The 14612-nt window shown below is 75.4% G+C and carries 15 protein-coding genes; 11 read left to right on the forward strand and 4 right to left on the reverse strand.

Translation table 11 applies throughout. The annotated features are described in order from the left end of the window. Positions 1-53: 53 nt before the first annotated feature. The 4 genes from tsf to ACI79F_RS01035 all read left to right on the forward strand — a co-directional run bounded on the left by tsf (position 54) and on the right by ACI79F_RS01035 (position 3592). Positions 54-869 carry a translation elongation factor Ts gene (tsf, locus tag ACI79F_RS01020; protein WP_456543655.1) on the forward strand — a complete coding sequence of 272 codons (816 nt, stop codon included), beginning with the start codon at positions 54-56 and terminating at the stop codon, positions 867-869. A gap of 204 nt (positions 870-1073) precedes the next feature. Beyond that, positions 1074-1835 carry a UMP kinase gene (pyrH, locus tag ACI79F_RS01025; RefSeq protein WP_456543654.1) on the forward strand — a complete coding sequence of 254 codons (762 nt, stop codon included), beginning with the start codon at positions 1074-1076 and terminating at the stop codon, positions 1833-1835. A 75-nt stretch (positions 1836-1910) separates the two neighbouring features. Continuing rightward, positions 1911-2468, forward strand: a complete 558-nt coding sequence (gene frr / locus ACI79F_RS01030) for a ribosome recycling factor (protein WP_456543653.1) — start codon at positions 1911-1913, stop codon at positions 2466-2468. 20 nt (positions 2469-2488) lie between these two features. Continuing rightward, positions 2489-3592 carry a phosphatidate cytidylyltransferase gene (locus ACI79F_RS01035; RefSeq protein ID WP_456543652.1) on the forward strand — a complete coding sequence of 368 codons (1104 nt, stop codon included), beginning with the start codon at positions 2489-2491 and terminating at the stop codon, positions 3590-3592. Here the strand turns inward: ACI79F_RS01035 and ACI79F_RS01040 are convergent. The 3 genes from ACI79F_RS01040 to ACI79F_RS01050 are packed head-to-tail and all read right to left on the reverse strand — an operon-like array spanning position 3589 to position 6123. Beyond that, positions 3589-4692 (reverse strand): GNAT family N-acetyltransferase, encoded by a 1104-nt coding sequence (locus ACI79F_RS01040; RefSeq protein WP_456543651.1) that lies wholly within the window; start codon positions 4690-4692, stop codon positions 3589-3591. The genes ACI79F_RS01035 and ACI79F_RS01040 overlap by 4 nt on opposite strands. Beyond that, positions 4689-5447, reverse strand: a complete 759-nt coding sequence (locus ACI79F_RS01045; protein WP_456543650.1) for a polyphosphate kinase 2 family protein — start codon at positions 5445-5447, stop codon at positions 4689-4691. Before ACI79F_RS01045 ends, ACI79F_RS01040 begins: the two co-directional genes overlap by 4 nt. A 31-nt stretch (positions 5448-5478) precedes the next feature. Continuing rightward, positions 5479-6123 (reverse strand): TrmH family RNA methyltransferase, encoded by a 645-nt coding sequence (locus ACI79F_RS01050; RefSeq protein ID WP_456543649.1) that lies wholly within the window; start codon positions 6121-6123, stop codon positions 5479-5481. A 113-nt stretch (positions 6124-6236) separates the two neighbouring features. Here ACI79F_RS01050 and ACI79F_RS01055 point away from each other — a divergent pair, with 113 nt between their 5' ends. From ACI79F_RS01055 to ACI79F_RS01065, 3 genes are all read left to right on the forward strand, one after another. Then, positions 6237-7463 carry a hypothetical protein gene (locus ACI79F_RS01055; protein ID WP_456543648.1) on the forward strand — a complete coding sequence of 409 codons (1227 nt, stop codon included), beginning with the start codon at positions 6237-6239 and terminating at the stop codon, positions 7461-7463. Between the two features lie 72 nt (positions 7464-7535). After that, positions 7536-8717, forward strand: a complete 1182-nt coding sequence (gene rlmN / locus ACI79F_RS01060) for a 23S rRNA (adenine(2503)-C(2))-methyltransferase RlmN (RefSeq protein WP_456543647.1) — start codon at positions 7536-7538, stop codon at positions 8715-8717. Then, positions 8714-9433 (forward strand): VIT1/CCC1 transporter family protein, encoded by a 720-nt coding sequence (locus tag ACI79F_RS01065; RefSeq protein WP_456543646.1) that lies wholly within the window; start codon positions 8714-8716, stop codon positions 9431-9433. Before rlmN ends, ACI79F_RS01065 begins: the two co-directional genes overlap by 4 nt. Before the next feature lie 74 nt (positions 9434-9507). On the opposite strand, the gene ACI79F_RS01070 is transcribed toward ACI79F_RS01065, so the two are convergent. Beyond that, complete coding sequence (locus ACI79F_RS01070) at positions 9508-9834, reverse strand: DUF2631 domain-containing protein (RefSeq protein WP_456578858.1); 327 nt, start codon at positions 9832-9834, stop codon at positions 9508-9510. A gap of 73 nt (positions 9835-9907) precedes the next feature. Between ACI79F_RS01070 and dxr the strand changes: the two genes are divergently transcribed. The 4 genes from dxr to ACI79F_RS01090 all read left to right on the forward strand — a co-directional run bounded on the left by dxr (position 9908) and on the right by ACI79F_RS01090 (position 14603). Continuing rightward, entirely contained in the window at positions 9908-11110 is a 1203-nt protein-coding gene (dxr, locus tag ACI79F_RS01075) for a 1-deoxy-D-xylulose-5-phosphate reductoisomerase (RefSeq protein WP_456543644.1), read from the forward strand. A gap of 26 nt (positions 11111-11136) precedes the next feature. Then, on the forward strand, positions 11137-12498 hold the full coding sequence (locus ACI79F_RS01080; protein WP_456578863.1) for a M50 family metallopeptidase: 1362 nt from the start codon (positions 11137-11139) through the stop codon (positions 12496-12498). 77 nt (positions 12499-12575) lie between these two features. After that, positions 12576-13736: a flavodoxin-dependent (E)-4-hydroxy-3-methylbut-2-enyl-diphosphate synthase gene (gene ispG, locus ACI79F_RS01085; RefSeq protein WP_456543642.1), complete on the forward strand. Its 1161-nt coding sequence runs from the start codon at positions 12576-12578 to the stop codon at positions 13734-13736. A gap of 15 nt (positions 13737-13751) precedes the next feature. Beyond that, positions 13752-14603, forward strand: coding sequence for a GNAT family N-acetyltransferase (locus ACI79F_RS01090; RefSeq protein ID WP_456543641.1), 852 nt, complete (start codon positions 13752-13754; stop codon positions 14601-14603). Positions 14604-14612 lie beyond the last annotated feature (9 nt).

Consider the following 14612-nt stretch of genomic DNA (forward strand, 5'->3'; position numbering starts at 1 on the left):
CCCGGGGCGGCGCCGCCCGTCACCTCCCCAATCGAGACCTCAGGAAGAGAGACATGGCTGACTTCACCGCAGCCGACGTCAAGCGTCTCCGCGACGCCACCGGCGCCGGCATGATGGACTGCAAGAAGGCGCTCACCGAGGCCGACGGCGACTACGACAAGGCCGTCGAGCTGCTGCGCATCAAGGGCGCCAAGGACGTCGGCAAGCGCCTCGAGCGCTCGACGACCAACGGCATCGTCGTCAGCAAGGACGGCGCCCTGCTCGAGATCGACTGCGAGACCGACTTCGTCGCCAAGAACGCCGACTTCGTCAAGCTCGGCGAGCGCCTGCTCGACATCGTCCTGGCCGAGAAGCCGGCCGACGTCGAGGCCCTGCTGGCCACCGAGGTCGACGGCCAGACGGTCGCCTCGCTGATCGAGGCCGAGTCGGCGCGCATCGGCGAGAAGCTGGTCCTCTCCCGCTTCGCCGTGTTCGAGGGCACCACCGCCACCTACCTGCACAAGCGGGCCACCGACCTGCCCCCGGGCATCGGTGTCGCCGTGCAGTACAGCGGCGGCTCCGAGGAGGCGGCGCGCAGCCTGGCGATGCACATCGCGGCCGCCCGTCCGCGCTACCTCACCCGCGACGAGGTCCCGGCCGAGGCCGTCGAGACCGAGCGCCGGGTCGCCGAGCAGACGGCGAAGGAGGAGGGCAAGCCCGAGCAGGCGATCACCAAGATCGTCGAGGGGCGCGTGAACGCCTACTACAAGGACTTCGTCCTGCTCGAGCAGCCGTCGATCACGGAGCCCAAGCGCACCGTCAAGCAGATCCTCGACGAGGCCGGGCTGACCGTGGAGCGCTTCGCCCGCTTCGAGGTCGGCCAGGCGTAGAACAGCGCCCCACCAGGACCCCGTCACCCCCATCGGCCCCGCCACAGGGGCCCGCGCCGAGCTCGCGAGGCGTGGGGGGTGGCGGGGTCCTTTCGCCGTCCCCTCCGTTGGGGGCGGGGCCGGTGGCGTGTCCGGCCCCGGCTGTCGGGGCCGGGCGCATGAGGCAGGATCGATCCGAACCGCAGTCGAGCGAGGGATGAGCTGTTGACCGACACCGTGTCCGCCCCGAGCGCCTTCCGACCCGCCGACGGCGGCGGCTACCAGCGGGTGCTGCTGAAGCTGTCCGGTGAGGCCTTCGGCGGCGGCAAGGTCGGCGTCGACTCCGGCATCGTGGCCAGCATCGCCGCGCAGCTCGCCGAGGTCGTGCACGGCGGCACGCAGGTCGCCGTCGTCGTCGGCGGGGGCAACTTCTTCCGCGGCGCCGAGCTCTCCCAGGCCGGGATGGACCGCCGGCACGCCGACTACATGGGCATGCTCGGCACGGTGATGAACTGCCTGGCGCTGCAGGCGTTCTGCGAGCAGGTCGGCCTGGAGACCCGGGTGCAGACGGCGATCACCATGGGCCAGGTCGCCGAGCCCTACATCCCGCGCAAGGCCGTGCGGCACCTGGAGAAGGGGCGGCTGGTCATCTTCGGCGCCGGCGCGGGCATGCCCTACTTCTCCACCGACACCGTGGCCGCCCAGCGGGCGCTGGAGATCGGCTGCCAGGTGCTGCTCATGGCCAAGAACGGCGTTGACGGCGTCTACGACGACGACCCGCGGCTCAACCCCGCCGCGACGATGTACACCGACCTGGACTACGCCACCGTCCTCGCCGACGAGCTCAAGGTCGCCGACGCCACCGCGATCAGCCTGTCCATGGAGAACCGGATGCCGATCGTCGTGTTCAACCTGCTGCAGGACGGGAACATCGCGCGGGCGGTCGCAGGTGAGAGGATCGGCACGCTGATCAGCACCGCGGCGTGACCGCGCGCTGACGGCAGACCGGAGCACAGAGGAGAGGCGGCCCCCGACGGGCGCCGCCCGCAGGAGGGACAGACCGTGATCGACGACACCCTGCTCGACGCCGAGGAGCGGATGGACAAGGCCCTGTCGGTCGCTCGTGAGGACCTCGGCTCCGTGCGCACCGGCCGGGCCGCGCCGTCCATGTTCAACAAGATCCTGGTCGACTACTACGGCGCGCCCACCCCGGTGCCGCAGATGTCCTCCATCACCGTGCCCGAGGCGCGGATGGCGGTCATCAAGCCCTACGACAACGGCCAGCTCGGGGCCATCGAGAAGGCCATCCGCGACAGCGACCTGGGCGTCAACCCGACCAACGACGGCCAGATCATCCGCGTGGTGTTCCCTCAGCTGACCGAGGAGCGCCGCCGCGACCTGGTGAAGATGGCCCGGTCCAAGGGCGAGGACGCCAAGGTCGCCATCCGCAACATCCGCCGGCGCAGCAAGGAGGAGCTCGACCGCATCGCCAAGGACGGCGAGGCGGGCGAGGACGACGTGCGCCGCGCGGAGAAGGAGCTCGACGACCTCACCGCCCAGCACGTGCACCACGTCGACGAGGCGGTCAAGAACAAGGAGACCGAGCTCCTCGAGGTCTGAGCTCCCTCCCTCCCGCGACCATGAGACGCGAGTCCGACACCGGCCCGCTGCCGGTGGTCCGCCGGCCCGGGCCGCCGGTGCAGCCCCCGCCGGCCGGTCCGCCGACGGCGGAGCTCACCGTGCCCGCCACCCGGACGGTGCCGCCGCCGGCTGAGCTGCCGACGGAGACCCCGCGGGACGACGCGCCCGCGACCGGGCCGGGCCCGGCCGGCGTCCCCGCCGGGTCGCCCGCCGGGTCGCCCGCCGCGCCGGCCGCCGCGCCGGCCGCCGAGCCGGCCACCCGGGAGACGGCGGTGGCCGCGCCGCCGCCGAAGGCGAGCCGCGCCGGCCGCAACCTCGTCGCCGCCATCGGCGTCGGGCTGGGCCTGGGCGCGGTCATCCTGGCCTCGCTGCTGGTCTACCGGCCCGCCTTCCTGCTGGTCCTCGGCGCCGCGGTGCTGGTGTCGGTCGTCGAGCTGAGCCGCGCCCTGCGGGCCGGGCGCGCCGAGCCGCCGGTCGTCCCGGTGCTGGTCGGCGCGGTCGCGATGATCGCGCTGGCCTGGACGCGTGGGGCCGACGGCCTGGTCGTCGCCTTCCTGCTCACCGTCCTCGCGGTCCTGCTGTGGCGGCTCGGCGACGGACCGGAGGGCTACCTCCGGGACGCGGCGGCCGGGGTGCTGGTGGCCCTGTACGTGCCGCTGCTGGCCGGGTTCGCCGTGCTGCTGCTCGTGCCGGACGACGGCGTCGCCCGGGTGCTGGTCTTCATCGCCACGGTCGTCGGCAACGACGTCGGCGGCTACGCCGCCGGCGTCCTGTTCGGCCGGCACCCGATGGCCCCGACGGTCAGCCCGAAGAAGTCCTGGGAGGGCATGGCCGGGTCGGTGCTGGCCTGCGTCGCCGTCGCCACGCCGATCATCACCCTGGCGCTCGACGGGCCGTGGTGGGGCGGCGTCCTGTTCGGCGCGGCCCTCGCGGCCAGCGCCACCCTGGGCGACCTGGGGGAGTCGCTGATCAAGCGGGACCTGGGCATCAAGGACATGGGCGACCTGCTGCCCGGCCACGGCGGGCTGATGGACCGGATGGACTCGCTGCTGCCCTCGGCGGCGGTGGCCTGGCTGCTGCTGACCTGGGTCGTGCCCGCCTAGCCGTCCAGCCGCGAGCCCACCTCCCACACCGAGCCCACCTCGGTGAACCCGCGCCGGGCGTACCAGGCGCGCGGCCAGTCGGCGGCGTCGGCCTCGAGCACCACCAGGTCGCACCCGGCCGCCGCCGCCTCGTCCATCGCCGCGGCCAGCACCGCGTCGCCGTGCCCGCGGCCGCGCGCCGCGGCGTCGGTGAGCACCGACTCGACCGCGGCGGTGGCGCCGTCCACCCGCAGCTGCGCGGTGGCGACCGGCCGCCCGGCCTCCAGGACGGCGAGGTGGGTCACGGCCACCGCCCGGTCGTTGCGGTGCTCGCGGCCGACGAGCTGGTCGACCACCTCGTCGCGGTCGGGCCGGTCGGGCAGCTCCCGCTCCCAGGACCGCCGCCACAGGTCGTGCACCTCCTGCTCGGCGACCCGCTGCGCCCGCGGCCCGGGCAGCGGCGGCTCCGGGGCGCGGGCCATCACCACCAGCTCGTCGGCGTCCCACCCGCGGGCGGCCAGCTCCCGCGCCGCGGTGCCGGCGCCAGGCCAGGACAGGCCGGCGGCGCGGTGCGCCAGGCCGGCCTCGCGGCCGACCGCCGTGGCGGTGCGCTCGATCGTCCCGGCGTCGACGGGCTCGGACAGCAGCAGGCGGTTGTCGTCCCGCGAGTGGCGGTACGCGGGATCCAGGACGGCGACGCCCCCGGGCACGTCCCGCACCTCGGCGACCCGCCGCACCCGCACCGACGAGAACAGCGCCAGCGCCCGGCCGAGCGCGTCGTCCGGGGCGGGCAGGGCCGGCAGGCCGGGCGGGCGGTACGGGACGACGGCGACCACGGCGGAGGCCGGCAGCGGGCCGTACAGGTGCGGGAAGCGCATCGCCGCCGGGTCGCCGTGCACCCCCGGCTCGAACCGGACCGGGTCGGTCAGCCGGGCCGGGTCGACCACGAGCAGCGCGAGGTCCCGGCGGCCGGGGAACAGCCGCTCGGCCGGCAGGTGCACCTGCTCGGGCGTGGACAGGTGCACGAACCCCGCCTCGGCCAGGGAGGGCGGCCGGACGGCGCCCCCGTCCAGCGCCGCCCGCCAGGCCGCCGGCTCGATGAGGTGCAGCAGCACCGTCACGCCGCGTCCGGGTCCACGCCGCGGGCGCGCAGCGCCGCCTCGACGGCCTCGCACACCGTCCGCACGACGCAGACCCGGGCCCACCGCTTGTCGTCGCCGGCGACCACGTGCCAGGGCGCGACGGGGGTGTCGGTGCGGTGCAGCATCTCCTCGACCGCGGCCTCGTACGCGCCGCGCTTGTCGCGGTTGCGCCAGTCCTCGTCGGTCAGCTTCCAGGCGCGCAGCGGGTCGTCGCGGCGGGACTCGAACCGGCGCAGCTGCTCCTCCGGGGAGACGTGCACCCAGAACTTGACGATGATCATCCCCTCGGCGGCCAGGGTCGTCTCCAGGTCCGAGATCTCCTGGTAGGCCCGCTGCCAGGCCGCCTCCGGCGCGAAGCCCTCCACCCGCTCGACGAGCACCCGGCCGTACCAGGTGCGGTCCAGCACGGCCATCCCGCCCCAGCCCGGCAGCACCGGCCAGAACCGCCAGAGGAAGTGGTGCCGCTTCTCGTCGTGGGTCGGGGCGGCGAACTGGGCGACCCGCACGTGCCGCGGGTCCAGCTCCTCGACCAGTCGCTTGATGGCCCCGCCCTTGCCGGAGGCGTCCCAGCCCTCGAACAGCACGCACAGCGGCGGGCCGAGCTCGCCGGAGCCCAGCTGCCCGCCGAGCAGCAGCCGCAGGTGCACCAGGCGCCGTTGGGCGGCCCTGAGCTGGTCCTTGCCCTCCTTCTTGGACAGCTGCAGCGACAGGTCGACGTCGGCGAGGCGGCTCATGCGGGCAGCCTCGCGGCTGCGCCCGCGCGTGTCATCCCGGCGGCGGCGCGGCCCCGTGCTGCCGGATCCAGGCGTGCATCGCGATCCCCGCCGCGACGCCGGCGTTGATCGACCGCGTCGAGCCGTACTGGGCGATCGACAGGACGCCGTCGGCCAGCTCCCGGGCGGCGTCGCTCAGGCCGGTGCCCTCCTGCCCGAACAGCAGCACGCAGGCGCGGGGGAGGGGTTCGGTCTCCAGCGGGCGGGCCCCGGGCAGGTTGTCGACGGCCAGCAGCGGCAGCCCCTCGCTGCGGGCCCAGGCGGCCAGCGCGGCGACGTCGGGGGAGTGCCGCACGTGCAGGTAGCGGTCGGTGACCATGGCGCCGCGCCGGTTCCAGCGCCGCCGTCCCACCACGTGCACGCCGGCGGCGAGGAACGCGTTCGCCGTGCGCACCACCGTCCCGATGTTGAGGTCGTGCTTCCAGTTCTCGATCGCCACGTGGAAGGGGTGCCGGCGGGGGTCGAGGTCCGCGACGATCGCCTCGACCGTCCAGTAGCGGTAGCGGTCGACGACGTTGCGCCGGTCGCCGTGCGCGAGCAGCTCCGGGTCGTACCGCGGGTCCTCCGGCCACGGGCCGTCCCAGGGCCCCACCCCGACGTCGTCCGGCAGGGCGAGTTCGCTCTCGGCCTCGCTCACCGCAGCGACGCTAGCGGGTCTCGCCGACGGCCGACCGTCGCGCCTCCGGCCCGTGGCGGCCCGCGTCCGGCACCATGATTCGACTGCAGTCTGTAAGTGAGGGATCACATCGAGTGTCGACTGAGGGCCCGGAGACGACAGAGCAGGACCGCGCGACGCCGACCCCGGAGGACTGGGACGACGCCTGGCTGCCCGACTGGGTGACCGACGTCGAGGACGTCGGCGAGGACGTCGGCGAGCAGGTCGACGAGGACGTCGACGAGGGCGCGCCGGAGGACGGCGTGCCCCCGGCCGACGGGACGGGCGACCCCGGGACCGGCCCCGAGGCCCGGTCCGACGCGGGAACGGCGGACGCCGAGGTCACCGAGGACGTGGTCGCCGGGGACGTGGTCGCGGAGGGCGAGGTCGCGGAGGGCGAGGTCGCCGGGGGCGAGGTCGCGGAGGGCGAGGTCGCGGAGGGCGAGGTCGCGGAGGGCGAGGTCGCCGTGGACGTGGTCGCCGGGGGCGAGGTCGCGGAGGACGAGGTCGCGGAGGACCAGGCCGTGGAGGACGACGTCGAAGCGGACGACCCCGCCGAGCCGGCCCCCGCACCCCTGCCCACGGCGGTCGCCCCGGCGCCGCTGGTCGTCGTCCGTCCCCGGGTGCGCCCGCGGCGCCGCGCCGGCCTCGCCGGGGCCGCCGGCCTGCTGGTCGCCGGGGGCATCGCGGGCGCCGTCCTCCTGGCCACGTCGTCGGGCACGGTCCCGGCCGCGGACCGGCAGTCCGCGGCGGTGGAGACCTCCGAGCACCCCCGCGCGGGTGCGGTGGCCCGCCCCTCCGCCGCTGGGGGCCGCACGGTGACCGCGCCGACCACCCCCGTCCCGGACCCGCCTGCCGCGGTCCCGGCGGCGGTGGCGCCCCCGGCCGGGTCCGCCGCCGCGGCCGCCGCGTCGCCGGGAACCGCCGTGCTCCCCGGCGCCCTGCCGGCCGGGTCGGCCGCGCCCGTGCCGCCGGCGGCGGCCCCGGCGCCGGACGCCGCCCCGGGCCCCGTCCCACCGGCGACGGACCCCCGCAGCCCGGAGGCCACCCCCGTCGCGCCGACGGAGGGCCCCGCGTCCGAGCCGGTGCCCACCACCCCGCCCCCCGACGTGCCGGAGCCCACGGGCGCGCCCACCCCGACCGGGGACCCCACGCCTCCCGAGGTCCCGACGCCGACCGACGGCCCGGCGCCGACCGACGGCCCGGCGCCGACCGACGGCCCGGCGACGCCGCCGGCCGACGGGGAGGCGACGGCCACGCCCACGGTCACGGTCACGGTCCCGGTGACGATCCCGGGCACGACGACGCCGCCCGTCGGCTAGCGCCCCCGAGCGAGGGAGGTCACCCGCGGCCGGGCACGCCGGGGGAGCGGGGGTGGGACCATGGACGGCGACATGACTGCCCTGCCTCTGGTCTTCGACGCCCCCCGCCGGGGCAAGCCGCCGCGCCACCTCGCCGACCTGACCCGCGAGGAGGCGCGCGCCGCCGTGGCGGAGCTCGGCCAGCCGGCCTTCCGCGCCGACCAGCTGTCCCGGCACTTCTTCCGGGGCACCACGGACCCGGCGCAGATGACCGACGTCCCCGCCGCCGCCCGCGGGGCGCTGGCCGACGCCCTGCTGCCCGGCCTGCTGACCCCGGTCCGGCACCTCGCCGCCGACGGCGGGCGCACCCGCAAGACGCTGTGGCGGCTGCACGACGGGGCGCTGGTCGAGAGCGTCCTCATGCGCTACCCCGACCGCGCGACCGTCTGCATCTCCAGCCAGGCCGGCTGCGGCATGGCCTGCCCGTTCTGCGCCACCGGCCAGGGCGGGCTCACCCGCAACCTGTCGGCGGCGGAGATCATCGGCCAGGCGGTGGCCGCCGCGCGGGCGATGGCCGACGGCGAGCTGCCCGGCGGTCCGGGCCGGCTGTCCAACGTCGTCTTCATGGGGATGGGCGAGCCGCTGGCCAACTACGCCCGGGTGCGCCGCACGCTGCAGGCGCTGCACACGCCGGCGCCGCACGGGCTGGGCCTGTCGCAGCGCTCGATCACCGTCTCCACCGTGGGCGTCGTCCCCGGGATCCGGAAACTCACCGAGGAGGGGCTGCAGGTCACCCTCGCGGTGAGCCTGCACGCCCCCGACGACGAGCTGCGCGACACCCTGGTGCCGATCAACACCCGCTGGAAGGTGGCCGAGGTCGTCGCCGCCGCCGACGACTACGCCGAGCGCACCGGCCGCCGCTACTCGATCGAGTACGCGCTGATCCGCGACGTGAACGACCAGCCCGAGCGCGCCGACCTGCTCGGCCGGCTGCTGGCCCGGCGGCGGGCGCACGTCAACCTCATCCCGCTCAACCCGACGCCCGGCAGCCCCTGGGACGCCAGCCCGCCGCCGGCGCAGCGGGAGTTCGTCGCCCGGCTGCGTGCCGCCGGCGTGCCGACGACGGTGCGCGACACCCGCGGCCAGGACATCGACGGCGCGTGCGGCCAGCTCGCCGCGGCCGACCTCGCCGACGGCGGCGTCCCGGCCGTGGCGACCGTGCCGGCCGCCCCGGTGGAGCCCCCGGTCGAGCTGGGCGCAGAGAGCGACGAGTGAGCACCTCCGAGGCGCCGGCCCCGGAGTCCCACGGGCACACCCACGCCGACGTCTCCGGTGGGTGGCTGCGCCCCGCCGTGTTCGGCGCGATGGACGGCCTGGTGACCAACACCGCCCTGGTCGCCGGTGTCGGCGGCGGGGGAGCGGCCCCGCGGGCGATCGTGCTGGCCGGCATCGCCAGCCTGGTCGCGGGCGCGATCTCGATGGCCCTGGGCGAGTACACGTCGGTCAAGACGCAGAACGAGCAGCTCGACCTCGAGGTCGCCAAGGAGCGCCGGGAGCTGCAGCGCAACCCCCGCGGGGAACTGGCCGAGCTCGTCCACCAGCTGCGTATCCGCGGCGTGGAGGAGGACCTGGCGCAGCAGGTGGCCGCCCAGCTCTCCCGCGACCCGGAGACGGCGCTGCGGCTGCACGTGGTGGCCGAGCTGGGCGTCACCGTGGACGACGAGCCCTCCCCGCGGACGGCGGCGCTGTCGTCGTTCGTCACCTTCGGCGTCGGCGCGGTCGTGCCCCTGGTGCCCTACCTGCTCGGCTCCTCGCTGCTGTGGGTGGCGCTGCTGTGCGGCGGCGTCGGCCTGGCCGTCGCCGGCGCGCTGTCGTCGCGGTTCACGCCCCGGCCGTGGTGGTTCGCCGGGGGCCGGCAGCTGCTGTTCGGCGCCCTCGCCAGCGGCGCCACCTACCTCATCGGCCTCGCGATCGGCGTCACCGCCACCTGATCCGGCCGCCGGCCCCGAACGCGACGAGGCCCGCCCCAGGTCGGGGGCGGGCCTCGTCGCGTTCGGGGCTCAGCTCACTTCGCGCGCCAGGCGTTCTTCCGGCGCCGCATGTCGAACAGCAGGACCAGCACCATCACCAGCGCGACGCTGACGACCCACAGGTCCTCGACGCGGCCCTCGTGGTTGCCGAAGAGGTAGGCGAGCACGACCAGCACCGAGATCCACGCGCCGACGCGGCCGGCGCGGCCGGTCTCGCCGTGCCACCCCCAGTCCTCCGGGCGCTCGTGCTCGACCGGGTGGGCGTCGTGCCGGACGACCCCTTCCTCGCGACCGGGCTGGTTCACCCGCGAGGTGTCGGGGTGGTCGGTCGTGATCCGGTCCCGGTGGGTCTGCTCACTCACGGTCCCCATCCTGCCAGCCCCCGCGCGGCGGGACCGCACGAGGGAGGGCGCGTCGTCGGGGAGGATGGCGGGCATGCGTGAGGTCACCGTGCTCGGCTCGACCGGGTCGATCGGCCGGCAGGCGATCGCCGTCGCCGAGCAGAACCCCGACCGGCTGCGCATCACCGGGCTGGCGGCCGGCGGCGGCAACGTCGCCGAGCTGGCCGAGCAGGCGCTGGCCCTCGGCGTGCGCACGGTCGCCGTCGCCCGGGCCACCGCGGCGCAGGACCTGCAGCTGGCGTTCTACGCGGCCGCGTCCGCGCGCGGCTGGTCGGCCGGCGAGTTCGCGCTGCCGGAGATCCTCGCCGGGCCCCGCGCGGCCGAGGAGCTCGCGGCCCGGCCGGCCGACGTCGTCCTCAACGGCATCACCGGGTCGATCGGGCTCGGCCCGACCCTGTCCGCGCTCGCGGCGGGCCGCACCGTCGCCCTGGCCAACAAGGAGTCGCTGGTCGCCGGCGGCGACCTGGTCACTGCCGCGGCCGCCCCCGGCCAGCTCGTGCCGGTCGACTCCGAGCACTCCGCGCTGGCGCAGTGCCTGCGCGGCGGGAACGCGAGCGAGGTGGCCCGGCTGGTGCTCACCGCCAGCGGGGGCCCGTTCCGCGGCCGCAGCGCCGCCGAGCTCGCCGACGTCACCGTCGAGCAGGCGCTGGCCCACCCCACCTGGGACATGGGCCCCGTCGTCACGATCAACTCGGCCACGCTGGTGAACAAGGGGCTGGAGCTGATCGAGGCGCACCTGCTGTTCGGCGTCCCCTACGCCGACATCGACGTGGTGGTCCACCCCCAGTCGATCGTGCACTCGATGGTCACGTTCGCCGACGGCGCGACCATCGCCCAGGCCAGCCCGCCGGACATGCGGCTGCCCATCGCGCTGGCCCTGGCCTGGCCCGACCGGCTGCCGCACGTGCAGCCGGCGCTGGACTGGTCCACCGCCAGCTCCTGGGAGTTCGCGCCGCTGGACGGCGAGGCGTTCCCCGCCGTGGGGCTCGCCCGCGCCGCGGGAGAGGCCGGCGGCGTGGTGCCGGCGATGTTCAACGCGGCCAACGAGGAGGCCGTGGCGGCGTTCCTCGCGGGTCGGCTGCCGTTCCGGGGCATCGTCGACCTCGTCGCGCGTACCCTCGACGACGCTCCGGACCTCGGCGCCCCCACCTGCGTGGACGACGTCCTGGCCGCCGAGCGGTGGGCCCGGCAGCACGCCCGCGCCTTCGTCTCCGCCCACGAAGGGGGCCTGCACTGACCGGGATCCTCCTGACGGTCCTCGGGATCGTCGCGTTCGCGATCGGGTTGCTGTTCTCCATCGGCTTCCACGAGTTCGGCCACTTCTTCTGGGCCCGGAAGTTCGGCATGCGGGTGCCGCAGTTCATGGTGGGCTTCGGCCCGACCGTCTGGTCCCGCCGGCGCGGGGAGACCGAGTACGGCATCAAGGCGATCCCGATGGGCGGCTACATCCGCATCGTCGGCATGATCCCGCCGGCCGAGGAGGGCGAGAGCAAGCGCGCCACCCGGATGCGCTCGTTCATCGCCGAGGTGCGCGGCCAGGCGCTCAACGACGTCCGCCCCGGCGACGAGGGCCGGGTGTTCTACGCCAAGCCGTGGTGGCAGCGGGTCGTCGTGATGTCGGCCGGCCCGCTGCACAACCTGGTGCTCGCGGTGCTGTTCTTCGCGATCACGCTGACCGCGGTCGGCACCAGCGTCATCACCACCCAGGTGCGCTCGGTGCCGGCCTGCGTCGTCCCCGCGGACGCGCAGAGCATCGACCGGGCCGCGGCCGACGACAGCGACGTCTGCGACATCCCGATCGTGACCAGCGGCGCGAACGCCGGCGAGGTCTGCGAGGAGGGCACCCCGAACTGCGCGCTGCCCGTCGCCAGCCCCGCCGCCCGCGCCGGGCTGCAGCCGGGCGACACGATCGTCGCCGTCGACGGGCAGAGCGTCGACCCGACCGCCCACGACAGCTGGACGACGGTCCAGCAGGCCATCCGCACCTCGCCCGGCGAGGAGCTCACCCTCACCATCGAGCGGGACGGCGAGCGGCGCGACCTCACCGTCACCCCGATCGAGAACACGGTCGTCAACGACGACGGCGACGGCACGATGACCGCCGGCTACCTGGGCATCAGCCCCGTCCCCGGCTTCGCCCGCCAGTCGGTGACCGAGCTGCCCTCCTACTTCGGCACCGTGGTGGCCGCCTCGGTCGAGCGGCTGGTCGAGATCCCCGAGCGCATCCCGCAGCTGTTCCGCGCCGCGTTCCTCGGCGAGGAGCGCGACGAGAACGGCCCGATCGGCGTGGTCGGCGTGGGCCGGATCTCCGGTGAGGTCTTCGCCATCCAGGACTTCAGCACCGCCGAGAAGATCAGCTTCTTCCTCAGCCTCCTGGCCAGCGTCAACCTGGTGCTGTTCCTGTTCAACCTGCTGCCGATGTACCCGCTGGACGGCGGGCACGTCGCCGGCGCGCTGTACGAGAAGGCCCGGTCCACGGTGGCCCGCTGGCGCGGCCGGCCCGACCCCGGCCCGTTCGACATCGCGAGGCTGATGCCGGTGGCCTACGTGGTCGCGGGGCTGTTCATCGCGCTGTCCGGCCTGCTGCTCGTGGCCGACATCGTCAACCCCATCACGCTGCAGTAGCGGCGCCGGTCCACCGGTCGACGCACGTCACAGCCGTCTCCGGAGCACCGGCTGCCCTGCGAGGGATACTGGGAGCCATGGCGATCCCCGTCGGTCTCGGCATGCCCGCAGCGCCCCCGCCCGTGCTCGCCCCCCGCCGGAAGACCCGGCAGCTGTCGGTGGGCGGTGTCGGGGTGGGCAGCGACTCGCCGGTCAGCGTGCAGTCGATGACGACGACGAAGACCGCCGACGTCAACGCCACGCTGCAGCAGATCGCCGAGCTGACCGCGGCCGGCTGCCAGATCGTGCGGGTCGCCGTGCCCGACACCGACGACGCGGAGGCGCTGCCCGCGATCGCCGCGAAGTCGCAGATCCCGGTGATCGCCGACATCCACTTCCAGCCGCGCTACGTGTTCGCCGCCATCGATGCCGGCTGCGCCGCGGTGCGCGTGAACCCGGGCAACATCAAGAAGTTCGACGACCGGGTCGGCGACATCGCGAAGGCGGCCAAGGACGCCGGCATCCCGATCCGGATCGGCGTCAACGCCGGCTCCCTGGACAAGCGGCTGCTGGCCAAGTACGGCAAGGCCACCCCGGAGGCGCTGGTCGAGTCCGCGCTGTGGGAGTGCTCGCTGTTCGAGGAGCACGACTTCCGCGACATCAAGATCTCGGTCAAGCACAACGACCCGGTCGTGATGGTCCGCGCCTACGAGCTGCTGGCCGCGCAGTGCGACTACCCGCTGCACCTCGGCGTCACCGAGGCCGGGCCGGCGTTCCAGGGCACGATCAAGTCGGCCGTCGCCTTCGGCGCGCTGCTCAGCAAGGGCATCGGCGACACCATCCGGGTCTCCCTCTCGGCCCCGCCGGTCGAGGAGGTCAAGGTCGGCACCCAGATCCTGGAGTCGCTGAACCTGCGCCAGCGCGGCCTGGAGATCGTCAGCTGCCCGTCGTGCGGCCGCGCCCAGGTCGACGTCTACAAGCTCGCCGACGAGGTCACCGCCGGGCTCGACGGCCTGCAGGTGCCGCTGCGCGTCGCCGTCATGGGCTGCGTCGTCAACGGCCCCGGCGAGGCCCGCGAGGCCGACCTCGGGGTGGCCTCCGGCAACGGCAAGGGGCAGATCTTCGTCCGGGGCGAGGTCGTCAAGACCGTCCCCGAGTCGCAGATCGTCGAGACCCTCATCGAGGAGGCGCTGCGGCTGGCCGGTGAGCAGGTCGACGACGGCGCGCCCTCCGGCGCGCCGGTCGTCACCGTCGGCTGACGGCGCGGCCGGCCCGTGCTGCGCTCCCCGACGGCCCGCGTCCTCGACGAGGCCGACGAGTCCGCCGTCCGGCGGCTGCTGGACACCGACCCCGTCGCCGCCTGCGTCATCGCCGGCCGGGTCGAGCGCTCCGGCACCGCCGCCGGGGCGCTGGGCGCGCCGCTGTGGGGCTTCGGTGCGGGGCGCGACCTGGACGCCGTCTGCCTGGCCGGGGCCAACCTCATCCCCTTCGCGCTGCCCGGCGTCGAGCGGGCCGCCGCGGCCGCCTTCGCCGAGCGGGCCCGCCGGGCCGGCCGGCGCTGCTCGACCATCGTCGGCCCTGCGGGCGCGGTGGACCCGCTGTGGCAGTTGCTCGCCCCGCACTGGGGCCCGGCCCGCGACCACCGGCCGCGCCAGCCGCTGATGGCCATTGAGGGCCCGCCGGCGATCGCCCCGGAACCCCGGGTGCGCCCGGTCCAGCCCGGGGAGGTCGAGGTGCTCTTCCCGGCGGCCGTGGCGATGTTCACCGAGGAGGTCGGCGTCAGCCCGCTGCGCGGCGACGGCGGCGCCGGCTACCGCGCGAGGGTCACCGACCTGGTCCGCGCCGGGCAGTCCCTGGCCTGGATCGAGGACGGCCAGGTGCTGTTCAAGGCCGAGATCGGCGCGGTGTCCCGGGCCGTCTGCCAGGTGCAGGGCGTGTGGGTGTCGCCCGCGGTGCGCGGCCGCGGCATCGGCACCGCCGGCACCGCCGCGGTCGTGGAGTACGCGCGGTCGGTGATCGCCCCGGTGGTCAGCCTCTACGTCAACGACTTCAACGCCCCCGCCCGGGCCGCCTACACCCGCGTCGGCTTCCGCGAGGTGGGCCGATACGCCAGCGTCCTGTTCTGAGCGCCGCTG

This window comes from Blastococcus sp. SYSU D00868 (genome assembly GCF_054050575.1).